The organism is Myroides sp. C1519, assembly GCF_038039755.1.
GTDB classification, from domain to species: domain Bacteria; phylum Bacteroidota; class Bacteroidia; order Flavobacteriales; family Flavobacteriaceae; genus Flavobacterium; species Flavobacterium phaeum_A.
On sequence record NZ_JBBPHM010000008.1, the window covers coordinates 98201 to 124404 of the forward strand.

The 26204-nt window shown below is 30.3% G+C and carries 22 protein-coding genes; 4 read left to right on the forward strand and 18 right to left on the reverse strand.

Annotated features, from left to right (window positions below; genetic code table 11):
- Window positions 1–2: 2 nt before the first annotated feature.
- From AABL81_RS06530 to AABL81_RS06545, 4 genes are all read right to left on the reverse strand, one after another.
- A complete protein-coding gene (locus AABL81_RS06530; RefSeq protein WP_341340629.1) occupies window positions 3–2879 on the reverse strand; it encodes an SNF2-related protein in 2877 nt (958 codons plus the stop codon).
- Window positions 2880–3595: 716 nt separating this feature from the next.
- Entirely contained in the window at window positions 3596–4522 is a 927-nt protein-coding gene (locus AABL81_RS06535) for a HipA domain-containing protein (protein WP_341340630.1), read from the reverse strand.
- Window positions 4515–4850, reverse strand: coding sequence for a HipA N-terminal domain-containing protein (locus AABL81_RS06540; RefSeq protein WP_341340631.1), 336 nt, complete (start codon window positions 4848–4850; stop codon window positions 4515–4517). Before AABL81_RS06540 ends, AABL81_RS06535 begins: the two co-directional genes overlap by 8 nt.
- The gene (locus AABL81_RS06545) at window positions 4850–5053 is read right to left on the reverse strand and encodes a helix-turn-helix transcriptional regulator (protein WP_341340632.1); all 204 of its coding nucleotides are present in this window, start codon (window positions 5051–5053) and stop codon (window positions 4850–4852) included. Before AABL81_RS06545 ends, AABL81_RS06540 begins: the two co-directional genes overlap by 1 nt.
- Before the next feature lie 375 nt (window positions 5054–5428).
- Here AABL81_RS06545 and AABL81_RS06550 point away from each other — a divergent pair, with 375 nt between their 5' ends.
- Window positions 5429–5638 (forward strand): hypothetical protein, encoded by a 210-nt coding sequence (locus AABL81_RS06550; protein WP_341340633.1) that lies wholly within the window; start codon window positions 5429–5431, stop codon window positions 5636–5638.
- 36 nt (window positions 5639–5674) lie between these two features.
- Here the strand turns inward: AABL81_RS06550 and AABL81_RS06555 are convergent, their stop codons facing one another.
- The 14 genes from AABL81_RS06555 to mnmE all read right to left on the reverse strand — a co-directional run bounded on the left by AABL81_RS06555 (window position 5675) and on the right by mnmE (window position 19800).
- Window positions 5675–6262 (reverse strand): BfmA/BtgA family mobilization protein, encoded by a 588-nt coding sequence (locus AABL81_RS06555; protein ID WP_341340634.1) that lies wholly within the window; start codon window positions 6260–6262, stop codon window positions 5675–5677.
- Between the two features lie 266 nt (window positions 6263–6528).
- On the reverse strand, window positions 6529–7380 hold the full coding sequence (locus AABL81_RS06560) for a CHC2 zinc finger domain-containing protein (protein WP_341340635.1): 852 nt from the start codon (window positions 7378–7380) through the stop codon (window positions 6529–6531).
- Window positions 7381–7606: 226 nt separating this feature from the next.
- Window positions 7607–8833 (reverse strand): VapE domain-containing protein, encoded by a 1227-nt coding sequence (locus AABL81_RS06565; protein WP_341340636.1) that lies wholly within the window; start codon window positions 8831–8833, stop codon window positions 7607–7609.
- Window positions 8834–8890: 57 nt separating this feature from the next.
- Complete coding sequence (locus tag AABL81_RS06570) at window positions 8891–9277, reverse strand: helix-turn-helix transcriptional regulator (RefSeq protein WP_341340637.1); 387 nt, start codon at window positions 9275–9277, stop codon at window positions 8891–8893.
- 89 nt (window positions 9278–9366) lie between these two features.
- On the reverse strand, window positions 9367–10140 hold the full coding sequence (locus AABL81_RS06575; protein WP_341340638.1) for a hypothetical protein: 774 nt from the start codon (window positions 10138–10140) through the stop codon (window positions 9367–9369).
- A 4-nt stretch (window positions 10141–10144) separates the two neighbouring features.
- The gene (locus AABL81_RS06580) at window positions 10145–11272 is read right to left on the reverse strand and encodes a site-specific integrase (RefSeq protein ID WP_341340639.1); all 1128 of its coding nucleotides are present in this window, start codon (window positions 11270–11272) and stop codon (window positions 10145–10147) included.
- A gap of 584 nt (window positions 11273–11856) precedes the next feature.
- A complete protein-coding gene (locus tag AABL81_RS06585) occupies window positions 11857–12879 on the reverse strand; it encodes a DUF6371 domain-containing protein (RefSeq protein WP_286431472.1) in 1023 nt (340 codons plus the stop codon).
- Between the two features lies 1 nt (window position 12880).
- Window positions 12881–14425, reverse strand: a complete 1545-nt coding sequence (locus AABL81_RS06590) for a DNA primase family protein (RefSeq protein ID WP_286431470.1) — start codon at window positions 14423–14425, stop codon at window positions 12881–12883.
- A 3-nt stretch (window positions 14426–14428) separates the two neighbouring features.
- Window positions 14429–14752, reverse strand: coding sequence for a hypothetical protein (locus AABL81_RS06595; RefSeq protein ID WP_286431468.1), 324 nt, complete (start codon window positions 14750–14752; stop codon window positions 14429–14431).
- Complete coding sequence (locus AABL81_RS06600; RefSeq protein WP_286431466.1) at window positions 14752–15114, reverse strand: helix-turn-helix domain-containing protein; 363 nt, start codon at window positions 15112–15114, stop codon at window positions 14752–14754. The genes AABL81_RS06595 and AABL81_RS06600 overlap by 1 nt, the downstream gene beginning before the upstream one ends.
- 93 nt (window positions 15115–15207) lie before the next feature.
- Window positions 15208–16359, reverse strand: coding sequence for a hypothetical protein (locus AABL81_RS06605; protein ID WP_286431464.1), 1152 nt, complete (start codon window positions 16357–16359; stop codon window positions 15208–15210).
- A 19-nt stretch (window positions 16360–16378) separates the two neighbouring features.
- Window positions 16379–17536 carry a site-specific integrase gene (locus AABL81_RS06610; RefSeq protein ID WP_286431462.1) on the reverse strand — a complete coding sequence of 386 codons (1158 nt, stop codon included), beginning with the start codon at window positions 17534–17536 and terminating at the stop codon, window positions 16379–16381.
- Between the two features lie 63 nt (window positions 17537–17599).
- Window positions 17600–18043, reverse strand: coding sequence for a helix-turn-helix transcriptional regulator (locus AABL81_RS06615; protein ID WP_341340640.1), 444 nt, complete (start codon window positions 18041–18043; stop codon window positions 17600–17602).
- A 365-nt stretch (window positions 18044–18408) separates the two neighbouring features.
- Window positions 18409–19800 (reverse strand): tRNA uridine-5-carboxymethylaminomethyl(34) synthesis GTPase MnmE, encoded by a 1392-nt coding sequence (mnmE, locus tag AABL81_RS06620; protein WP_090408046.1) that lies wholly within the window; start codon window positions 19798–19800, stop codon window positions 18409–18411.
- A gap of 486 nt (window positions 19801–20286) precedes the next feature.
- On the opposite strand from mnmE, the gene AABL81_RS06625 reads away from it, so the two are divergent.
- The 3 genes from AABL81_RS06625 to AABL81_RS06635 form a co-directional block, all read left to right on the forward strand.
- The gene (locus tag AABL81_RS06625) at window positions 20287–21120 is read left to right on the forward strand and encodes a universal stress protein (RefSeq protein ID WP_158211160.1); all 834 of its coding nucleotides are present in this window, start codon (window positions 20287–20289) and stop codon (window positions 21118–21120) included.
- Window positions 21121–21269: 149 nt separating this feature from the next.
- On the forward strand, window positions 21270–21791 hold the full coding sequence (locus tag AABL81_RS06630; RefSeq protein ID WP_233269282.1) for a hypothetical protein: 522 nt from the start codon (window positions 21270–21272) through the stop codon (window positions 21789–21791).
- Between the two features lie 236 nt (window positions 21792–22027).
- Window positions 22028–26204 (forward strand): MBG domain-containing protein (locus AABL81_RS06635; RefSeq protein ID WP_341340641.1); only part of this gene is annotated, 4177 nt, incomplete at its 3' end.

A 26204-nucleotide genomic window follows, 5' to 3' on the forward strand; every position in this document is an offset into this window, starting at 1 on the left:
ACTTATATCAATTCAAAAGAAATGGTAAACACTTCTTCTTCTTTTATTGTTCTATTTAATTTTTGTTTGGCTTCTTCAATCATTTGATCACGCTCTAGTTCAATCTCTTCTTCGCGCTCAAACATTTGCCTTTTTAAACGCGAAACTTTCTTTTTCGCTTTTGCCAATTGCTCTTGTAGTGCTAATGCTTCTGAACCAGATAAACCTTCTTGCATCGCTTGTTTATCAATTTCTTTTTCCTCTTTTTTAGCTTCGCGCAATTCACTTTCCAATTCAAAAATGCGATCATCTGCCCAGTTATGGAATTTTTTAAATTCCCTTTGCATTAAAGCAGCATCGGTATCATTCAGATAATTAAGACGTTCTGTTTTTACTTTTAAATGCGTATCTGCAATACGTTCAACATCGCCATTTAATTTACCTTTTATCTTTGAGTTTAAGCTTAAAATATAGCGGCAAATATCGTCATTTAAAACTTCGTTAGCATCAGTTAATCCCGAAAAAAGTAATACAGAATGTGATTCTATCTCAGACACGACTTCCAAATTACTTATTTTGATAATGCCAGATTTTGATTTCAGTTTTTCTATTTCCGAATTTGTCGCTTTTGCATCTGACCAATTGAATTGAAGATGAGCTAATGGTGTATGTTCCTTTTTCCCTTGAAATATTATTTTTTGAGCAATAGCACCATTAATTAAAAAACGTTTTGCGTCTTCTCTTTTCTTATTTAAAGTATATTTTTCACCATTATCAAGAATGAAGGTATAATCATCATCTATGAAACGAGCTTTGTTTTGGAAGTAATATTTTGTTAGCTCCCATAGCCATTTTTCGAATTTTTCAATAAAAACTTTTGTTTCTGAATAGGTTGTACGCAACTTCTCGATCACACTTGCCTCGAAATGATCAAAAAGTTTAGATTGTACATCTTTGACTTTTTGATTAATCTGATCTTCGAACTCACTTTGTAATTGGTTGAAATAGGTTTCAATTTCTTCTTTCGTTCGACATTGTTTATAAACTTCTATAATTCGTTTCTCGAAATCTACCCCGTTTTCAATGGTTCCTAAAACTTCATCTGATGAGCCAAAAACTCCATCAAATAGTCTAAATTTCTGCTCTAATAATTCATAAACTCTTGTTTCAACGGCGTTAGCTGCATTGATAAAATTAACAACCACTACATCATACTCCTGACCGTAACGGTGGCATCGACCAATACGCTGTTCTACTCTTTGCGGATTCCATGGTAAATCATAGTTCACGATCATACTACAAAATTGCAAATTGATACCTTCTGCAGCAGCTTCGGTAGCAATCATAATGTCGTATTGATCACTTTTAAAAGCATCAACTAAAGCTTGACGAATATCTACAGCTTTAGAACCTGTAATTTTACCTGCATTTTTATCAGCTTCAATCCAATTTCTATAAATATGATTCGATATCGGATCAGAATTATTACCATTAAAAATTAGGATTCTTCCTGCGTATTTCTCTTTGGATAACCGCTCTAGTAAATATTGTTGCGTTCTTGTAGATTCTGTAAAAATTAGCGCCTTTTGCTTAGCGCCTAATTCTTTCAATTTTGCAAAACCGTTATCTAAAGCAATAAGTAATTTTTCTCCCTTTTCATTATGCTGAATACTATTGGCTAAAATGAGAAATTCTTCCAATTGTTTAATTTCTTCTTCAATAGCAATTTTATCATCTAAAGTTATTTCTGTAAAGTCCTCGTCATCTATAATTTCTCCCTCATCAAATTCATCATCTAAGTTTTCATATTCTTCTAAAAACATTTCGTACAAATCATCTTCTACTACCTTAGAATTTTCAAGTAGCATTTTTAATCGTTTAATTAATGATTCTAGTGTTCTGCTTATTGCGAATGAAGATGAACCTAAGAGTTTGAAAATAACCGATTGCATTAAATGTTTTTGTGCAGGAGGAAATGCATAGGTCCGTTCTTGCCTTAAATATTCTAATACCTTTTCGTATAATTCTTGCTCTTCTTTAGTTGGTGTAAATTGTTGTGTAATAGGAATACGAGCTCTATAGTTAATAAACTCTTTCACATCTCTACGTAAAGTACGATGTACAATAGAATTTAATCTATCTTTTAATCCGTCAATATCCCTGTTGCCAGATTCTAAAATGTAATTACGTCTAAAACTTTTGATATCGCCAAAAATCTCAGGATCTATAAAAGATACTAAACCGTATAATTCGTCTAACCTATTTTGAAGCGGAGTTGCAGTTAGCAAAACTTTTTTATAATCACGAATAGCATTTTGAATGGTTTGTGCTGTTACATTGCCATACTTGTAAGCATTTCTTAAGTAATGTGCTTCATCTAAGATAACCAAATCCCAAGAAGTCAGCTGAATTTCTTCTGCACGTTTTCTTGCAAATTGATAGCTACAAATTTTGATTGTAGAACCGTTATCAAATGGATTTTTAATACCCGATTTTGATTTTTTATTATAAGAGATGTTATCTAATACTTCAGCTTTTAAATAGAATTTATCTTCTAATTCATTAACCCATTGTTTACGTAATGACGAAGGACAAATAATTAATATTTTCTTTTTTCCTTCTGCCCATTTTTGGCTTAATAAGATTCCTGCTTCTATCGTTTTACCTAAACCAACTTCATCAGCAAGGATTGCTCCTTTGGAATAAGGTGATTTGAAAGCAAATAAAGCAGCTTCAACTTGATGAGGATTCAATTCTACTTTAGCATCCATTAAGGTAGCTCCAAATTTTTCAGGGCTATCAGAAGATGCCTTTTTGGATAATTCGTAGGCGTAATATTTAGCTTGGTATTGGTTGATCATAATGTTTTCTAAATTAATATATCCAAAAATCGTCTTCATACTTAAGTCCCTCATAATAATAATTTATATGATTATAAGCTCCTTCTAATTGATTATAAGATATTGGATAGCTAATGCGCTGAACATAGCTCTTTTCTAAACTCATTATAGTAACATAATTTTCATAAAAAATAATCCTTTTTAAAATAGGTGTTACACTCATTCTGTTTTTTTTACTGTAAAATTTTCCTCATCAATCTAAAGAGGAATTAACCAGTAATATCTATTCCTTTTTTCTCTATTCTTTTGATAAAATTATTACGTAGATAATAGTGTGAATTTCACAAATTTCACTATCTAAACTAACTGAACTTACTTTAATTATTTTTTTAATTTTTTCTCTAGTATTTTTTATTTTGTTAAATATCTCTTTGGTTATATCAAAAACGTAAACACAAGGTTATTCACTTTTACCTCCAATTACCTTTTTTACACTTTTTCCTAACTTGTTTTTCTATGGGTATAAAAAATATTTATCTGAAATAAAATATTTTGATTATATAAATAGTCTCTTATTTAACATTCTATTCTTTCCGTGTAAATATAGGAAATGTTAATATGGTATTAAAAAGAAAACAAGTGAAAGCATAAGAAAACAAAGTAAAGAAGGTTTACTTGCTAGTGAAAAGGAAGACAGTATTTTTAAATATTATAGTTTATTCCCCACATTTATAGTAGAAAATAGTACGAACAGGGTTCGCTGTTGTTATTGTTTTTCACATTCTTAGCTGCTTCATCTTAGTTTCAAAAATATGAATATACTCCGTTTTGTATTCATCAGTCAAAAAACTATTCTCAATCCAATCGTGTACTTTTCCCATCTGTTTTGAAAAGTCTTTATAGATGTTGTTTTTTACAATTTCTGTAATACCCAAACTAACAGCCAATTGATCAAAATCTTCACGTTTAATCTTTCTTTTACGACCTCCCAAGGTTAACGCTAAATCCTCTTTATCTTCAGGAAAAATTAGATTTACATTTAGAAGATCATAAGCTGGTGAAAACAAAATACCTCTATCTGTATGCATCAACGAAAAATTCTTTAAGTGCATATCATTATTACCTGTTAAGAAGCTAAATAAAACTAGTCTAAAGTACTTTATTGCATCTAACCCTGAGTTGGTAGTATGTTGTTTAATAATTTTTCCTACACGCTCGTAAGAGCTTTTGTACTTCTGTTCGGTTAATAATTCTGAAAGTTGACATAAGTCTTCTACGTGTATTTTTTTTCCTTTTTCACGATCAAAACGCTTAGTGATATAAGCGATTTCACCTGTAGAGGTCTGAATTAAAGCATGCTCAGCAGTTTCGATTTTAAAAAGTCTTGCCAAGTGCATCGTCAAATCTTCTACTTCTGGCATAAAAGCAAAATCGGTAGATTGTGGTTTTAAGATATAATCACCCCACAAGCCAACTAAAGTTAGTCGTTTATTACCGTTTTCATTGTTTAAACTCAATGATATTTTAGGCTGAACACCCGTTAATGCCAATCGCTCATTTACGGTGATTTGCGCTAACTTATTCAATTGTTCTTTATCTAATTCTAATGTAGGAACTTGTGTTGTTCCAAAGAATTTCTTTGAACAAGCGGTGTGGTAATTACCTGTTTCAACAGGTTGATAACAAAATAAACAATTACTCATGGTTGTCCGCCTCCATCGGATAAACAGAAACAGCGCCAATAGTGTCTCTACATAAGTTAATTAGCAACTCAAAACGATCACGTGGATTAAGCTTCCAATGTTTTTCTCCAATGTCTAATAACCATCCTTCAGGAATTAACCCATCAAAAAACGGAAAAAGAACATTGCTGTGATATACATTTTCGGATATCGGTATCGTTAAACTAATCGGCTTAGGATTTGGAGTATTGAGATAATCCTTGTCATAGTGAAATGAATATCCGCTGTCTCCTTCAAGAAGATAACCTGCTAATTGCTCTTGAAAGTATATTTTTGCTTGTCGTGTCATTATTCCTTTATTTTATCAATTACACCTACCTCTTTACCAAACAAAGCCAATACGTCGTTTACTTTGTCTAAACGGAGTGTTTTCTTGCCTTGTTCTAAATCTCGTACAAAACGCAAGCCTACACCAGCATTTAGCGCTAAATCCTCTTGCGTAAGCTTTAATTCTTTTCGTTTTTGCTTTACAAATAATTGTATTGAATCCATATCTATACCTTTTCAGGTATAAATATACATAAATAAAACTAAAAAATACCCCTTCGGGTATAATATCACTTACACCTTCTTTAATTATACCATAAAAGGTATAATTATTTAATATTGACATTTACTGATGAAAAGAAAAAGAGTATTTTCAGTATTATGGTTTATTCCCTACATTTGCATTTGAAAATATTACGAACAAGCGTAAGCTGTCGAATTTGGTTATAGAAAACTAGGAATCTTCTTAACATCCATAATTTAGACAGACTTACGCCCGTGCCTTATTTTGGCGTGGGCTAAGTCTTTCTGGATGTTGGGTCTCCTAGTACCTCTATAACGGATTGATTTTAGTTCCACGCTTTTTTAATTTACAAGGCTATGGCAAAAAATCTTTTTGAAAAAGTAATTAAAACTGAATCTATTCAGGAAACACAAGAGAAAATAAAAAAACAAGAAATACTTTTTAATTTTCAAATTACTTCAGACCTAAGGGATCAATTGAAGGTAAAAGCCATTAAAGAAAACACGTCCGTAAAAAATCTAATTACAGATGCATTATTTATTGCTTACAAAGATTTAAAAAAGTAATAATAATATTTTCTCTCACTAAACACCGTTTAAAACTTAACTACCTTGGAATTCTCTCAATTCTTCTTGTGTAAGTCTTATTATATAAGAATTAGAGAAACTTGATTTCCTTTCAACTTTTTCTATCAAGCTTTTTAGTTTATTTTTCAAAAATCTTACAGTTTCCTTTTCCTCTATTAATTCTTCTTCTTTATCATCTAAAACTTTAAAATACTTCTGTTTCCATTCTTCTGAATTGTCAGAAAAAGATATATTATCTTCTTTTAAAGCTTCCATAATTTCTCTCTTAAACTTATCTTCAATTAAATTCAAGATCTTATTATTTTGATCAAAAATATCCTCTGATTGTTTCATTAAAAAAACTACCTTTTTATAGTACAAATCACCAAACCACTTACGAAAACTATCATCTCTTTTGATAAAATCTTTATTTATTTTATCAAGACTCGCTTCTAAATTTAGATTGATATTAGACTGAGGACTCAGACCATTTTGGATGAAGAAATCAATCATAGCTACAACGCAATCGTTTATTTTTTTATACTGATATTCTTTACAAAGTTTATCTAACTTGTTCTTAGTTGAGCCTTTAATTCTTATAGATGTATCTTTAAAATCTTGCATACATATAATTGATTTAAAATGAATTAGTTATTATATTATTAATTGTTTTTCGTATTCCTGTAATATAAAAACATGCATGCATATTTTTATTATAAATTACTATATTACAAACAGTTAAGTACTTAAGCATATAAAAAAGCATTTTTACAATTTAATTTTTCGTTATAAACAATTGAAATACAGGAGTTAATGATTTCTACTGCGATTTATCGCAGTACCCTCTTGCTATAACAACACCAACAGAAAATCATCTCCTTCTAAAACTATTATAGTTTATTTCTTTTAACCAAACATTCATTTACATCTTTATATTCTTTGAATAAATACCGAATATCTTTTGTTGAATTTATATAGCAATTTTGAAAATAAAAAGTTGTTTCATCTCCTGCTAAGTCATTATCAAAACACAAATAAATTTTGCTATACTTAACTTGTAAATTGGGAATAGATTCTTTTTGAGAAGTGCTATTTAAAACAATAAAATCAAATCGTTTCTCAATGTTTGGATATAGAATTATTAAGCTTAAAAAATCTATCCAACCTTCAAATAAAATAACATTATTACTTTGGTTATCTATAAAAGAAAAACTCTTACTTCTCAAACATCCTTTGAAATACTTATTTCTAACTTCATACCCCTCTAAAACATTTTTAAAACCAATACCGAAATATACTTTACTATTCCTCTTGTAATGTATCTCTTTACAATACTTATGTAGATGTGTAAAATTTAAACCTCTTTGCTTCGCGTAATGTATCAATAACTTATTCTCAATTGAACTAATGCTTATAACGTCATAGTTCTTTTCTTTTTCAACAGCATTATCATAAAAAATGGGCTGGTGAAAAGAAAAAGATCCTTTGTCTAAAATCTGCAACGCTTCTTTAATATTACAGCTATGATAAAGCATTAAGAAATCTAAAACATTTCCTCCTTTTCCTTCTCCGTGGTCAAACCAAATGTTTCTTGAGAGGTCAATTTTAAAGGATGCAGTTTTCTCATTTCTAAATGGACTTAAATACCAAATTTCTCGATTATTCTGTTTAATTTTTTTAGCACCTATTTTATCTAAAATAGAGACTAAACTAATTTTATTTGCTTCGTTACAATTTATCATATGCTCTGAAATGTGTTTTCTACTTACCTAACTACCTTTTTAACATAAGTTACTATTAAACAATAACTTAAACATCAAGGTAAGTTGTTTTTCATCTTACCATCTTACCTAAAAAACAGTAATTAGGTAAGTAGAAAATTATCTCACCTACCTAAATAAGTTACTGTAAATCAATTAAATAAAAGCTTTTAGGTAAGTAGGTAAGATAATTTGAGATATTGAGCAATTATTCATTAAAACCCCATGGAGAGTCTGTAAATTTTGCTTTAGCTAAATAACCATACACTTGTCTTTTTGCATGTTTAATTCTATTAAATCCATGCTTCCTTAATGCAGTTCCAATTTGTTTATGGTTTAATTTGTGTCCCATTACAGTTAGTTCTGTTATTATCTCTGTTGCTGTTCTAAAATCTTCTATATCTTCACTGATTTCATAAAATCGAAGTACAAATTCACTTTCTACAGTTTGTATTGTAAAACGCTCATTTCTTTTTTCATTAGCTATTACTTCTTCAACTGTTAGATCTGATTTGAATGTGGGCTGATGTTTATAAATATGATAGGCTTGTGCCCAAAAATTATCGATATTAAACTCTTGACTATAGGAAAAGTTGACTCTACCAAGCACATCAAATACGATCCAACGTACACTACCTGTTTCATCATTTAGAAACTCAAGCTTGTTAGTACTTCCTACAAAACTACAAATACGATAAAGCAAAGAGGATTTTTCAGCATAGGGCAAACGTTCGTTTACCGTAGTCTGTGATATAATGGATTTAATAGAATTGATATCATATTTTCCCAGGATATCCAATTCTTCTATATTGATAATAAAAGCTTTACATAGCTTAATTCTATCATCCTTACTAACTCCTATGTTTTCATAGTAGTAACGCTTTAGTGGTTTAGGGCAAAGGTTTTCTAAATAGGTAGATTTACCCGCATTTTGTTCTCCATTTCCTAAGATTAAACAGTGTTTATTGATCTGCTCTGGATGTATAACTGTTTTAACAGCTCTTACTGCCCATTTTAATAAATGATGAGCAAAAAGATTGTTATCGTCTGTATTTACATAAGAAGCATATTGCTTTATGTAGTCTTTTCCTTCCCAAGTGGGTAATTCTTCGAAATATTCAATGATAGGATTATATCGCTCTATAAAGTGGCTCTTTAGATAGGTTTTAAACGCCTGTGGACTAACATTTAGCTTCTCTCTATGTAGATGTATTAAAAGAGACGATTCGTTAAACTCAAGGGGCTTATTTGATTTTGAACTAAATATTTCAAACTCTAAAGAGATTTCATTGAATTTGATAGTGAAATACTTAGTTAGTTCTTCGTGAATTTTATCATACACGGAGTCCTTGCGTGTCGATATATCATATACGCTTATATCTTCCATTAAATAAATAGTTGATTGATAAGAGTATAATGCGTATATTTGCATCATACTCTTATGAGTGAGACAATATTAATCTGAAGCGTTCAAACTGCAATTTTGAACGCTTTATTTTTTTCTATTCTTGAAGGAATAGTCTAAAGCTTGTTGTTCTATCTGTGATATAGACTGACTTTTGTTTTGACGTAGCCAAGCGTTTATTTCTACTCGATCAAAATATAAAATCTTCCCATTCGGTTTATAGAATGGAATTTTGTTGTTATAAACTAACTTATATATACTTGATGTTGACATACCTATGTATTCAGACAATTCCTGTACATTGAGCATTTCTTTTTGCTTATTCCTATCTATTTCAATCGCATCTTTCAATTCTTGTTGCTGGTGCATTATTTGATTCTTAAACACTCCGAATTCTACAATTGTTTGAAATAGCATTTGTTCAAGTTGAGATACATTTTCTAATAATAGATCTTTTTTTTCTATTGCTTTCATATGCTTTCCTTTATTATGTTATAGCACAAAAGACTTAAAAAAAAAGTGTTGTGTAAATAAGCTAATGCCTAATAATCCAGTATTTTAAGCTATAATTTATCTATTAGGATATATTGATTTATCCAACTTGAATAAGCCGTATTTAAATTTTGGTAATTAACGTATTCTCCATCGAATTTCATCCCTTCCATTATGCTTGTCAAAAATATTTTTCTACTTCCTTCTGCAAATGCTTTTTTCTTACTAAATATAATATTGTGCATAAGGTCGAATAAAAGAGGATAACAGACTCTCTTTGATTTGTTATTATAACCTTTGGTATCAATCCAATTTAAATTATATTTTCCACCATACATCTTACAGAAACCTCTAAAATGATCAAAACCTCCTTCTATCATTTTGTTTGTGATTAAGTAATCATAAATTTCTATAAGTCTGTTTTCATTAAGCTTGTGTTTCGGTATTGCATTAAGATAGGCATCTTGTTTATCCCATTCTTTTTGTTGAACCTCCCTCATTTTTTGATATTCTTGCTCAATTTCAATTAGTTTATTTTGATGTTCTAATGCTAATTCTTTGTTCATTTCTGTTTGAAATGTCTGTATTCTATAGCATTCAATTTCTCTCGCTATATAGTAAAAATAATCATCTAATTGATTTTGAATACTATTTTCATTCTCTATAGGTATCTTATGAAAATTTGCATCACACTCTGCTTCATATTTCGTTCTTGCTCTTTCTATGAATATATCTACAAATCGGTTTTCAACTTCTGGAATAACTATGTCAGAAACCAATGAACGTACTTCATCATCAGTCTTTATTAAATTGATTAATTGTTCTTTGAATTTTTTATCAGTCATAGTCTTAAAAACTTAGTTCAGGGATTAAATTAGAGGCTTCTTTCATTTTCTCATCTACTATTTTAGCGTAGATAGCAGTAGTACGGATTTCACGATGCCCTAAGCGTTTAGATACTGTATAAATGTCCGCACCGTTCTCAAGTAAAAGAACAGCGTTTGTATGTCTTGCACTATGGAAGGTGATGTGCTTTGAAATACCAGCCCTATTGCACCAACGTACTATCTCATTATTATATACAGCAGAATACTTTAATCCTATAAATACCCGATCCATATTGCCTTTACGCTCTCCTAATAGTTCTCGAGCTTGTTTAGATATGTAAAGGTATTCAACACCATCTGTTTTTTCTTGTCTGAAGTTTATACGACTTGTATTATCTTCATCACGTACCTCTGACCAGGTCATAGTATTGATATCGGACCACCTAATTCCTGTTAAACAAGACCACAAGAAGGCACGCTTCAAAATTTCATACTTGCATTCAGTTTGAACTAATCGTTGTACTTCACTAAAAGTTAGGTATTCTCTTTGACTTTCTGCTTGTTCAAATGATTTAACTTTAGAAGCATAGTTTATAGCTAAGTAGCCTTCATCAAATGCAGCACGTAAACAAGCTTTAAATTTATTAAAGTATGAGTATTTTGAATTTAGAGATAAAGGAAGGTCACTTTTAGTACGAGCTTCTTTATCAAAATATTTTCGAACACGTTTCACAAAATCTTCATCTATATCATCAAAAATAATATTAGAAGAAACACAACGTTTTAAATGAACCATTGTAGCTGTCCAATTACCATAGTTTTTAGGACTATCAGCTTTCTCTTCCGTTTTCTCATGAAAGAAGTCTAAAAAGCGTCTTTTACCTTTGGTGGTGTTCTTTAGTTCATACCTACCTTGGTAAACTTCTGCCTCACGAATAGCTAAAATTTGTTTGGCAAGTACCATTGTTTCTTTATTCTCTTTTCTTTCACTAGCATTTTTAGGTTCGCCATGTAAAAAGAGTTTTAAGTTTTCGTAATCTCTAACGGTTTTTCTTTTACCATTAGGTTGTTGTATTGTACCCTTATAATATTCTATAGACAGGTTGATTTTACCACTTGGCAATAATCGTTCTCTTAGTGTAACTTTCATTATGTGATGCAATTTGCTACATATCTAAAATATGTGATGATTTTGTTGCAACGAATATACATATAAAAGAACATAAAAGAAAAGACTATCAGTGTTAATTTGCTGATAGTCAATTAAAAGAAAGTATATCTTAACAAGCGAAACGTAATTTATTTACCGATACAAAAAGTAATTAGCTATGTAAATCAAATAGTTACAAAAACAAGGTACAAATGAGGTACAAAACAAGTACAAACTTTATAAAACTCCCTATAAAACCACTTAGTTTAAAAACTCATTAAGACGATTTATTTGCTAACATTTTGACTAAATATTTACCAACATCTTAAAAGATTAATATCAATCTTTATTATGCGATATTATGCGATTTTATAAGGGGGTAACTTATCAATAGTCTATACTTCAAAAACTATTATAAACAATAAAAGGATACCGATAAAGTACCCTTTTATTTAATAAACCTAATTTTCGGAGACAATTACGCGCGCGCGTACGCGTATGAGTGTATCGGAATATTAAATTTAGCATAGTAACAAAAAATAATAAGTTGTTTTCACGCATTCACTTTTTGCACTTTTTACACTTTATTGTTTATTTCTGAATAAACGCCAATCTTGAGTAATTAAGTAATCTGCTAAGTCCTTTCCTTGTTCCTTATCACTGTCATTAGCATTTTTCTCAAGTAAATCAGAAACTTTAAAAATTGTTCCTTTCATTGCATTCATTATCATTTTAGCTTTGTTACTCCATAATTCAAATGCTTTACCGTCTTTTGATAAATCAGGAAATAAGAAAACTTTACGCCCTTTTAAGGCTTTACATTTTTCTAAATTCAAACTGCTCAGGTTGTAAACTGCTAACCAAAGTAAATCTTTAGGGCTTTCAGGTAAACCAAAATATAGATTGCAATAAATGACTGTTTTAGGCGCTTCTACCAAAGCAACAGGATTGTCTTTGTATCTATTCAATAAATGCTCCCCAAAGAGGCAAGAAACTTTAATATCGTTTGTCAAGTATTTTTCCAACCAATCAGGTAGTTGTTTATTTGATTTTAGATACTGCTTTTCAATAATTGAGTGTAAAAAATCAGTTCCTTTAGTGTGATTTAATTCGTTAAACTCTTTTACTTGAATTGCCCTAATATTGTTATTAACATCAATAAACGGGAAAGTAATTGCCTGTTTACGATAACCAAATTGTACTGTACCCAAATTGTATAATGCAATAACTTTCTCAACATCTTCTTTTGTAAATGGATACCTAACTTTGAATAATAGATTTTGAATAAATGTATTTATAGAGTAGCCTGATAAGGTTTCATTTAGTACCTCAACAGGGATATAATAAGATTTTTTATTTTGATTAATGGGCTGAGGTTTAAAACTCATAAGTGAGGGATTTTCTTTTACCATTCCTTTTACATACCCATCTTTATACGGGTTAAAATCAGCTCCACAATTAACCAACCTATCACATTTACCATAAGGCAAAGGTAAATACTCTCCTTTTTCAGTATCTACATATCGAACAAACCTAACTTTGTTACAAGTAGGACAGTAATGTTTTTTACTGCCCTTTTCTAATATAAATCTATAATTTGTCGTCATACTATATCAGGTATTCTTTACTTGAAACATAAGCGATATTACCTTTATTGATTCTCTTTACATTTACGTTGTCGCTTTCTAAACGCTTAATAAAGTTCTTCTTATTAACAGGCTTACAACCATCGTCATTACAAAAGGCTCTGTATAAAATGTACAATTCTTTTATCAAAACATAATCATTTGAGCTTTTTGAAAAGCCATAATCTTCAAGAAACATTTTAACGCTATCAGATTGAATTTTGTATTCCTCTAAAACATTATTTACCTTATCACTTTGAGTAAAATTTTTCTGTTCTAAAAGTCTTTCTAATCCTTTTAAAACCCAATTAAACACTCCTGAAAGCTCGTTTTTGATAATTTTATTTGACAGTTGAGTATCTCTTTCATTGTCTGGAATAGTTACTTCAAACGGAATAATTAAAAAACGTCTGAAATATGCGTTTGTATGTTCAACATCTTTAGGTAGCTCGTTACAGTTAAAAATCATTTTTGCATATTCTTGAATTTCAAAAGGCTCTCCATACGGTAACCTTGCACCTACAGGCTCACACGAAACCAATTGCTTAAATATTGAGCTTTCTAACTTTCCATTTATTTCGCTTGAATAGTTCACTAATTTGTTTGCTATTTTAGCCCTATAATAACCGTTTTCGTCTGTTAAGCTCTGTAATGAATAATTACTTGTATTTTCAGCCCCTAATAAAGCGTTTACAACCTCATAAAACACTGATTTACCATTTGCCCCAGAACCGTATAAAATCAAAGCCTTTTCAAGTTTTAAGCCCTCACTACCTTGTTTTAAAAAAACATAGCCTAAATATTCAGCTAAAATGTTTTGCATAGCTATATCAGGTAATACTTTATTCAAATAAGCTTCAAACATTGGCGCATTTGCCTGAGCATTGTACTCAAAAGGTAATTGATAGTTTAGAAAATCAGTTCTGTCAAAGTTTCTTAAAATGGATTTTTTTCCACTTATTTCAAATGTTCCGTTTAGTAAATTGATTAATACCGTGTTTTTATTGGATTCAGGCTTTTGTAAATATCCTGTAGAAAGAAACTGTTTAAATAGTTTTTCTCTGAATTGAAAGTGTTTAGCCGAGAATTTAGCAACGCCCATTTTTTCAGCTGATTGCCCTAAAAAACTTTGAAATAATTCTTTGTCTAATACTTTCCAATAACAACCATTAAAAGAATAAATATAACAATCTTGTTTACAGATACCCCAATCATTAAGCTCAGCCTGTTCTATAACATTTTCAACTGTTAGTATCAAATGATGCTTTTCTGAAATTTTAAAGCTATCCAATTTTGATTGAATAGATAACGCTTCTTCACTATCTTTTTCAATTAGTAACAATCTCTTTTTTAAATCAGTTACTTCAGGATAAGCCAAAGATTGATAATCTACAGGTTTAATCTCTGAAATTAATGTTTGTAGTATATCAGAGTGAGAAACTGAATTTGTACTTGTAATCTGTTTTAAATGACTTATAACGGTATTAGCGTTTAAATCCGTAAATATTGGGTTTATAAGGTTATCCATTTATTAAAACAATTTTAATTGGTTTGTATTCGTTTGTGTAAACTCGTTGAATAGGCTTCTGTTAGTGGTTAAATACCACGCTTTTCGCCTTGTTGATTTACAATAATCTTTTTTGACACAATACAATAAACCTTGTTCTTCTAATTCAGATTTATACCTCGTTAAGTTTTTTTGCGCTATTCCTGTAGCTTTTGAAGCCATTGAGGAAGTTGCTAAATGATTTTTTAAGTAGTCGTAAAACACTGTAATTTCAGAAATTTTTTGCGTATCTTTACCCTGTCTTTTATGCTGAAAAGCATTATTAGGGTTGTTTTGATTCTTTTTCATTACAACCCTTTTTTATTGTTAGACAAATAAGTTTCTGCCATTGCTTCAATCTCAGCAAATGTTTTCTTTTTACCTTGTTTAAGGTATTCGGTAAGTTCTATACTTGAAAAATACAAACGATTACCTTGTTTAAAGCTTGGTATCTCGCGTTTACTAACCTTACTGTATAAAGTAGAAGTAGTAAGGTTTAAAAACTTAGAAGCCTGCTGAATATTTAGCATTTTTTCAAGATTTACTTCTTCTTTATTTACTTGATTGCTTAGTGAAAGTAACAAGTTCTTTAGTCCACTAACCTCATTTGTTAGTTGCATTACCAAAGTCGGTAATTGTTCAAATGTAAAACTCTTTTCCTTTACGTTCATTTTGAATAACTTTTTATATTTACTCAAATGTTCAAAAACGGGTTTTCGGTTTTTTTACGGAAAAAAAGCGTATTTACGGATAGTATTTTTTATTTAAAGTTTCATTAATTTTTTTAATTCATCTTTTCCTTTTCCTTTTACTTTATTAAAATTAGACTCTTTATCATCTTTATATCTCTCAAATACACTAATATAAAAGGTAAAGAGAGTTTTTGGATATGTTTTACCATTATGTAATTCCTTAAATAAGGCTCTTAAAGCAAATTGAACAAATGTTTTATTAGTATTAACTTTCCTTATAGGTTTATCAATTTCAGGCACTTTAAAGTTATTATTGTAGTAATAAAAAGTCCATTTAATTAAATTATTATAATCTTCATTATTTAATATTTTTGTGTGTGTTCGTGGACAGTCGCCATTAAAAAAAGCAAAGTGTTTTTCTATCTTTTGTCTTAAGTCAGGGATTTCATTTAAAGGAGTTGGGGTATCTGGCATACTCTCAGTATTATCTGCAATATTTGAAGTATCAGGCTGATTTTTTTCAATCAATTCTTTATTACTTAAATTTTCAGACTTTACAATTTCTTGTAAATCATTAAATATTGAAAATCTATCCAATAGAAACAATAGTTCACTTAAATCAAATAATACCTTTATAGAATTATTATAAGGAATAAATTCTTTTAAATCATCAAACTCAAAACTCCAATATTTGGTTTCTTTAAATTCTTCAATTATAGATAGTATATTTTTTTTTAATTCGGCCTCGAGGACAATAATCTCAGCAATTTCAAATTGGTTTTCATCAAAGTATTTGGGAAAAATATCCAAAAAATATTCTTGAAATTCCTCTATTTTAGAATTTTGATTTTCTTTAAAGTATTCATCAAATAAATATTCAACAGGAAAAAAAACAGAAATAGACTCACATTCTTCAGTAAAACGATTTAACCAAAATTTATGCCTTTCATTATCTTCAATATAGTTAAAAGTACTTTCCTTTCTGCAACTTGCAAGATATGCTGAGCTTAATTCATAATTACCTAAGCTTTTAATTTTTACCTTTATCTCTTTTATTTTTCTGTTTATCATTTTATTTTTCTGTTTATCATTTATACATAAATTAAAATCTAATTTATCTTTCTCGTCATAAACAGAATAAGTATAATATTCAAAATATTCTTCTATAAATGCTTTTATGAAACCTGAATTACATATTTCATTAGTCAATTTATCATTAATCATTGTCTTTTATGCTTATTAATTACATATCTAATTTTATTTTATTCACTGCCTCTCGTTTAGCTTCATCAACTATTTTAGCGTAAACCTGAGTTGTTTTAAGGTCTTTGTGTCCTAACATCTTTGAAACGGTATAAATATCAGTACCATTAAAAAGCTGTAGAGTTGCAAAAGTGTGTCTGAAGCAATGAAAAGTAATATCCTTTGTTATTCCTGAAGCGCCTATCCATTGAAACAAATGTTTATTGTGATAAGCCGAGTATTTAAGCCCTTTAAAAACAAGTTCTGTCTGCTCCATATCTTTTGGGTTATCAGTTCCATTTGTAAAGCTGTAAGCTTGGTCTGAAATAGGTAGTACCTCAACGCCTTTAGTTTTTTTCTGATTGAAATTCAAAAAGTAGCCTTGCCCTTTAATAAATTCGATTTCACTCCAAGTCATTTTTTGAATATCAGAGAAACGCAAACCTGTTAATGCTGAAAATAAGGCTGAACGCTTTAATAATTCGTTATTACAAGGCGTTTTAAGCAACATATTAAGTTCTTCAAGTGTTAGATACTCTTTTCGGGTTTCTTCTGCCTTAATTGGGCTTATTTTGCTATTTATATCTACCTGTAGCAAACCATCTTTAAAGGCTTGACGTAATGATGCTTTTATCTTGTTGAAATAAGAAGAAGCTGAGTTTTGTGATAGAGTTGTTTTATCACTCTTATTGCTTTTTATGGTAAGTAAGTACTCTTTAAATTCCTCCAAAACTTTTTGGTTGAGGTCTGAAAATTTTAAAGTTCCTTTTGTGAAGTTGTATAAATATTTGTGAGCTGAAACCCAATTATCACGGTTGCTTTCTTTGCGTTTGTCTGCTAAACTTTTAAAGTATTGAACAAAACACTGCTCTCCTAATTCTTTTAGTCGCAATTGTTCTTTTTCAAAGCCTGAGTAAATCTCGGGTTTATTATAAAAGTTTTCACGTTTTTGACGTATGCTCTCAGCAATTTTTAAAGTTTCAGTATTATGCTTCTTATCAATAGGGTTTTTAGTTCCCTCATAAATATAAAGCCCTAAAAACTCTCTGCGTGTAGGCTTAGCTGTAACAGTATTTATAATAGGTGGATAGAAGTCCAGATATAGGCTTTTACGTCCATTACTGATACTCTTTTGTCTTAATGTAACTTTTGTAATCATTGTGTCTTTTATGCTTTAGTGAAATTAGTGAAAAATATGCAAGTAATAAAAACATTTATTTTTTTAGCCCAACGCTTTATTTACTTTCTGTTTTGATACAAATACAAATTTTCCTTTTTTGATTTTCTCTATATTATTATTTACAATAACACGCCTTAATGTAGATTCAGCAATTTTAAATTTGCTTAAAACTTCTTTTATTGTGTAATAGTTGTCAATCTCAAACCTTTCAGATATTGAAGTTTCTTTCTTTTCTACCTGTATGGGTTGTATTGAAACAAACAATTCATTTATATCAGTGCGTTTAATTCTTGTAAGTCTTTCAGAAAGGTTAAGAGCATTTATATTTTGCCTTTCGATTAATCTATAAACTGTCTTAGCTGAGAACCCCAATAAATTAGCTACTTCCTTAACACTTAAAAACTCTTTATTTTTAATCTGCTCTATTGGTTGTATTACTTTGTGTAGCGTTTCATTATTAGACTTTACTATTTTAGTATTCTTCAAATTAGCTTTGTAAGCCCTACTATTACATAAATGAGAACAGTACTTTGTTCTTGTTGTTTTTGCTGTAAAGTCTTTGTTACAGTATTCGCAAATGCGTTGTATCCTGATATTACTACTCATATCATTTGAATTAAATATACTTAAAGGTATTTAAGGATAAATAAGAGTAATTAAGGGACATAAATTGTCCGATAACATTCGATTTTTTGTACCTCAACCTAAAAGGTACAACAAAGGTACAAATAAACACCTAACGATACAAAAACAAACAAAACAAACAGTAAAGTTAAAACATAAAAAAAGCCCTGAAAATCAGAGCTTTTAATGTATTATTATGTATTTGTTATGCGTTTGTTTTGACTTGGTTACTTTCCGATACAAAAATTCGCAAATATGTTCCCAAGTAGTTCATCGTTAGTTACTTGCCCTGTAATTTCTCCAAAAAAATAAAGGGCTTGGCGAATATCTATAGCCATTAAGTCAGCAGATAAATTCGTTTGTAATCCCCACTTCACTTTCTCGATTTCTTCCAATGCTTTAAGCAATGAATCGTAGTGGCGCGTATTGGTAACAATCGTTTCATTATTGCGCAATGCACCTGTATTCACAAACCCTAAAAGTGCTTGCTTCAACTCCTCTACTCCTTCATTTGCTTTAGCTGACATCAACATCAAATTCTCAATATTCTCATTGTAAAGCCCAATTTGTTCGTCTGTCAATAAGTCTTTCTTATTACATACAACTAACAACGGTTTTAGAGGGTACTTGTTTTTCAGCTTCTCTAATTCCACTTTAATACTGTCTAACGACTCCGTATTCAGCTTAGCTCCATCAATCAAATAAATCACTACCTGAGCAGCTTCTATCTTCTCAAATGTCTTTTGAATTCCGATGCTCTCTACAACGTCTTTCGTTTCACGGATTCCCGCTGTATCAATAAAACGGAAACCTATTCCGTCTATCACTAATTCGTCTTCAATTGTATCACGTGTAGTTCCAGCAATGTCTGAAACAATTGCGCGTTCTTCGTTCAATAAAGCGTTTAACAACGTTGATTTACCTACGTTTGGCTCCCCTACAATTGCTACTGGAATACCGTTTTTAATAACGTTACCCACAGCAAATGAGTCAATCAAGCGTTTTAATACAAACTCAATACGGTTAATCAATTCCTTAAACTGCGTACGATCTGCAAACTCCACATCTTCCTCTGAAAAGTCAAGTTCTAACTCGATCAACGAAGCAAAGTTTAACAACTGCTCTCTCAATAAGGCGATTTCACTTGAAAAACCACCACGCATTTGCTGCATAGCAATTTGGTGACTTGCCTCATTGTCTGATGCAATCAAATCTGCTACAGCTTCTGCTTGTGATAAGTCTAACTTTCCGTTTAAGAAAGCACGCATAGTAAACTCTCCTGCTTGTGCCATTTTAGCGCCTTTTCGCAAGCACAGTTGAATGATCTGCTGTTGAATGAACGTTGAACCGTGACAAGAAATTTCAACCGTGTTTTCACCTGTATATGAGTTTGGTCCCTTAAACAACGAAACCAACACTTGATCCAATACACGATCACCATCCACTATATGTCCTAAGTGAAGGGTATGCGTTTTTTGTGTGGTCAAGTCTTTATTTTTAATCGAGCGAAAAATGCCGTTTACCAAAGTAATAGCGTCTTTTCCCGATACACGTATAATGGCGATTGCACCAGCTCCTGAAGGCGTTGCTAAAGCAACAATCGTATCTTGTAATATCATATATATTCGAAATTATAGCGCAAAGATAATATTTATTCATCCAAATGGAATTATTCGGCTTTGACTTAGACTGAAAAGTTTGTATTTCGACGTTTTCTTGCTTTATCTCTCCATTTTTATGCACTATTTATCACTGAATGCCTTGACTTAATACCTCAGCATTTACAGTCATTTTCTTAATAAAAACACGGCTATACTGCAAAAAAACGTCAGCTTTCCCTTAACATCCAAAATAGCATTAGTACACTTATTATCAATTAATTAAACTATTCTTATTCTGCGAATAATCACAACAATAGTTCATTTAATTTAGTATTTGACACCTCTTAATTTATCATAAAACCATAGAGATATTCGTAAGTATATTGCGTATCCTTTTGCATTGTATTCGAGCATTTTAAATACTTTACGAGTTTTTAAGCAAAAAATACTATCATAAAATAAAGTTTATCCTTACCTTTATACAAAACATAACAATCACGTACTATGAAAAAAATATTATTTCCAACGGACTTCTCTGAAACAGCAAACAACGCGTTAATTTATGCATTGAGAATGGCTGAGAATCAAAATGCAACTCTTTTTGTTCTTCACGCTTATGAAATGCCTGTAATTTCTGCTACTGCTAATCCAGTTATGGTTCAGGATGTATATAAAACAATCGAATTGAGCAACTTTGAAAACTTTAAAGATCAAGTGCCTCAAATTAGAGATATTGCTAAAAAACACAACCTTGACCACGTTCCAATGCACTTCATTTTAGAAGAAGGTTTCTTGAACACTATCTTGAAAAAACGTGTAAAAGAAGAAGATATTGATCTTGTGGTTATGGGAACTAATGGTAACTCTGGATTGGACAAAAAATTATTAGGTTCTAATACAGCTAATGCTATTGGTACTTTAGACGTGCCTGTATTGAGTATTCCTCACGATGCTATTTTTGACGGAATCAACTCTATTGCATTCACTACATTGTTTACTGCTCAAGATAAAGTAACACTTGAAAAAATATTAAAAATCGCTAAAGGTTTTGATGCTACAGTTAAATGTGTTCACGTAGCTACGGCTAAAGACAGAGTTGAAGCAAGTATTATCGAAAGCTGGAAAGCTAACTATAAAGATGAAAACATTAAGTTTTACATCGTAGATAGTAATGACGTTGAAAAATCAGTATTCGAATTCTTAGATACTGAAAATATTGACTTATTAGTATCTGTAAAAAGAAACAGAAGCTTCTTTGAAAAATTATTTACAAGTAGTATGACTAAGAAATTAAGTTACCATAACTACGTACCTGTATTAGCTTTTCACGAAGAATAGTACTTTAACATATGTTAACAAGGAAGTCGCAATAGTTTATTGCGACTTTTTTTGTCTTTATCTGTGTTTTTATATATTTTTCTCAACATATTGCGTTTGAAATGAAAAAATTTGTACTTTGTGCACTATATAAATAATACATGTCCCTTATGAAAAGCTATTTTATCCACATTCTATTTTTTACATTATTTGTAGGTAGTTATAGTTATGCTCAAAAGCTTGAAATTTACACCAATGATGACAAAGAAGAATATCTTGGGTGCCTAAACTGTGATGCTAAAGACTCTAAATCCATTTGGAATAATATGGGTGCTTATGGTAATCTATACAACAAAAAATCCATCTGGAATAAGTATGGAGTTTATGGTGATAACACAAGTAATTTATCTCCTTGGAATCCACACGCTGAGAAACCACCTATTATTAAAAAAGATGGTAAAAAATACGGCTACTTTACACTGAACAAATTTGTAGGACAACGTGTTGAAATTAGCTTAACAAAGATGTTATACGACTATTATATGGACATTAGAGAAGATGTTACAAAATGGTCTAAAAATGCAAGTGAAATTACAACAAATGAAGCTGCTCTTAAATTAGCTAATGAAGCTACAAAGAGATCTACTAATGACGATATAAAAAAGAAGATACAATCAACTTCTAAACAATAAACAAAAGCGAGTACAATTCCTGTACTCGCTTTTTTATTTAATACTATTCTAAGAATTTCAAATATTAAACGTAGAAATAAGTACAAAATCAAACTATAAGTAGAGCTATCTATATAAACTATAATATTTTAGTAACACTGAAATTAGAAATAGAATTAGTTTATAAAACTACATTCACACTATTCTTCTCATTTAAAGTATTTGAGATAAAAAATGTTGAATTAATTCTATTTATTATGCCTAAGTCTTATTTACATTATTACTTTTTTGTAATACTTATTTTATTATCAATCTTTAAATGTTTTGCTATTGAAAATACAACGTCAATACTTAACAATGACTCTATTACTTCTCCTCACAAAATTAACATTTCAAAAATCAGATATCTCAACCTCTCAACAACTTACAATGGAAGACCTAAAATAATTAGTGCTTATGATGTTCCAAATGGTGTTACACTTTCATATAGTCCTAATAGCAACGTAGAAGCTGGAACTTATGATATTACAGTCACTATATTTTACAAAAATAAAATTATAGATGTACAATTACTAACTCAAGTAATTAAGAAAAGGACTTATGATGATCAAGTTCGACTAAGAAAGCCACGTATTGCTTATACAGGCAAAGAAATATATCTTGAAGTGATGGGACCCATTCCTCCAAATACTGAGATAGTCTATTTCAACGAAAAGCATACTAATGTTGGAGTGTACTTTGTACACGCTTTTATGTTTAATAAAAATTATAAATCAACAGTATTTTCTAATTATTTAGAAATTCTAAAAATTCCTATTGATCGCCAAAAAATAATTTTTAATTCATTACAAACTCCCTATGACGGTACAGTAAAAAAAATTGAACTAAAAAGCACTTTACCCTCTGAAATTCAAATTTTTCAAATTAATAACGCGCATACCGAAGTTGGTACTTATAAAGTCAAAGCTTATTTATATGGAGGTAGGAATTATATATCAACTATAGTAGAAAGAACTTTACAAATCACAGGTAAACCTACTTCTACTATTCCAACTACTCCAACTATTCCTGATACAAGTAAGTTAGAATTTAAAGCACAAGAATTTATTTTTGTACCTAATGATCCACAGCCTATAAAAAAAATAGAAATTACAGGAGAATTACCTAAAGATGTTACTGTAGAATATATCAATAATGAACTTCAATATCCAGGAAGTATTAATCCATTAGCTATAATTAAATACAAAGATGAAATTATAGATATAAAAGAAACTACTTTAAAAATAGAATCAATAAAACTTCCAGAAATCACATTTCCTAATGAAACCTTTGAATATAAATTTGATAGTATAACTAAAAAAAGTACACCATACTCTCTTCCAATGATTGATAACTTACCAGAGACTGTCCAAGTAGATTTTATAAAAAACTCACAAAGTGAAGTAGGTGAATATTCAGTTGGAATGCATGCATCTGGACCTGGATATGCAGCAATTAACAATTCTATAAACTATGAAGCTTCTAATTTAACAATCAAAAAAGCTAAGCTTCCGCCTATTGTTTTTAGAAACAAAGACTTTTTTTATGATGGTGAACCTAAATCTATTTCTATTGATACAGTTAATCTTCCTGCAGGTGCTTTTGTAACCTACCTGGGAAATGACCAAACTGAAATCGGTAATCATATAGTAAAAGCCTTTATTAACGGAGGTAACAATCATCTCAGTCAAATAATTTCTGCTACAATGTCTATTAAATTTAAAGAAGGAAGTGCTCCTTCTTTAAAAGAAGTTGCTTTCGAAGATTTAGTAGTAAAATACAATGGAGCTCCTTTTTCTCTATATGCTACAAATATTCCGGATAATATTACTGTAGATTACAATATTACAAATGTAACTGATATAGGTGTATACAATATCATAGCTACTTTTTACTTTGAAAATAAAATAATTGACACGAAAAAAGCAACTTTAACCATAACTAAAGGTGAAATAGATTACGTAACATTTGATAATACTTCTTTTGTTTATGATGGAACTCCTAAAATATTGGTTATAAATGGTGATTTACCAGAAGGTACTTCCGTTTCTTATTCTCGCAACGTTATCACAGATGTTAGTAGTATATCAATAACTGCTTATATCAACGGTGGAAAAAACTATAAAAATAAAGAGCTGAGAGCTAAGTTAACTATTACAAAAGCAGAACTGCCTCATTTCAAATTTGACTCTGCATCTTACGTTTTTGATGGTACATCAAAATCAATAGTTATAGAAGGTGATTTACCCAACTACATAAGTGTATCATATAAAAACAATAAACACACTAATGCTGGAAATCATACGGCTATAGCAAATATAAATGGAGGCAGAAACTATTTTGATAAAGAATTGAAAGCTACATTACAAATAACTAAAGCAGATATATCTATAGTCAATTTTAACGATGCTTCTTTTGTCTATGATGGAAAACCTAAATCGTTAAAAATAAATGATATTTTACCTGAAGGGATTTCAATAATTTATTCATATAATAACCAAATTAATGTTGGTACTTACCAAGTTTTTGCACTTTGCAACGGTAACAACAACTACAACCTATTTGAAGTCAAAGCTATATTGACAATTACTAAAGCTGAACTATCTAATTTGACGTTTAACAGTGCTTCATTTGTTTATGACGGAAAACCTAAATCATTAGTTTTGAATAATAAATTACCAAAGGGAACAACGGTAGAATATTTAAACAATAAGCAAACGGCACCTGGTACCTACGAGGTTATAGCTAAGATTGATGGAGGTAAAAACTATAATAGTACAGAATTAAAAGCTACATTAACAATCAATAAAGCTGAACTTCCTAATTTAACGTTTGACAATGCTTCCTTTACTTATGATGGAACTCCTAAATCATTGGTAATTAATGATAATCTACCTGATGGAGTTACTATTACTTACTCAAATAATAAACATATAGACGCTGGTGATTATGAAGTTATAGCCCATATTAATGGTGGAGATAAGTACAACAACACAGAACTTAAAGCTATGCTAACTATCAATAAAACGAAACTACCTATTATCAAATTGGATGCAGCATCTTTCGTTTATGACGGAACACCTAAAGCACTTATAATTAATGACATTTTACCAGAAGGAGTTACTCTTTCTTATTCAAATAATATGCAAATCAATGTTGGTGAATATAAGGTTATAGCTCATATTAATGGAGGTAAAAATTACGAGAATACTGAACTGACAGCTATGTTAACAATTGAGAAAGCTGAACTGAGTTTAACGTATGACAATGCAACTTTTGTTTATGATGGCACACATAAAACATTGATAATTAACGACATTTTACCAGAAGGTATTAAAGTTACTTATTCTAACAACAAACATATCAACTCAGGTAACTATGAAGCTATAGCTACAGTTAATGGTGGAATTAATTACAACAATGTTGAACTCAAAGCACACTTGGTTATCACTAAAGCAGAACTTTCTAATTTGACATTTGACAATGCTACTTTTGTTTATGACAGATTACCTAAATCGCTAACTTTAAAAGGTAATCTACTTGATGATATTATAGTTACTTATTCGAATAACAAACAAACTAACACTGGTGTTTACAAAGTTACAGCTATGATTAATGGAGGCAGAAATTACAACAGTAAGGAACTAAATGCCATCTTAACTATCATTAAAGCAGAACTACCTCAAGTAGTATTTAATAGCGCTTCTTATACTTATGATGGAACCCAAAAATCATTAATACTAAAAGGTAATATTCCTGAGGAAACAACGGTTAAATATATCAATAACAGACATACCGATGTTGGTGTTTATGAAGCTTCAGCTATAATTAATGGTGGTAAGAATTACTATGATAGTGAACTTAAATCCCTGTTAGTTATCACTAAAAATGAACTTCCTAAGCTTACGTTTAACGATGCTTCTTATATTTATGACAGTACTCCGAAATCGCTAATACTAAAAGAGAACCTTCCTGAAGGGGTAACTGTTACTTATTCAAATAACAAGTATACTGACGTTGGTGTTTATGAGGTTACAGCTCTAATCAATGGAGGGAAGAATTACAACGATACGCAATTGAAAGCTAATCTAACAATCAATAAAGCCGAACTTCCTAAGCTTACGTTTGACAATGCAACTTATACATACGATGGAAATCCGAAATCGTTAATACTAACGGGAAATATTCCTGAAGGGGTTACTGTTACTTATTCAAATAACAAGTATACTGACGTTGGTGTTTATGAGGTTACAGCTACAATTAATGGAGGGAAGAATTACAATAACTCGCAATTGAAAGCTAATCTAACAATCACTAAAGCAGGACTTCCTAAGCTTACATTTGACAATGCAACTTATACATACGATGGAAATCCGAAATCGTTAATACTAACGG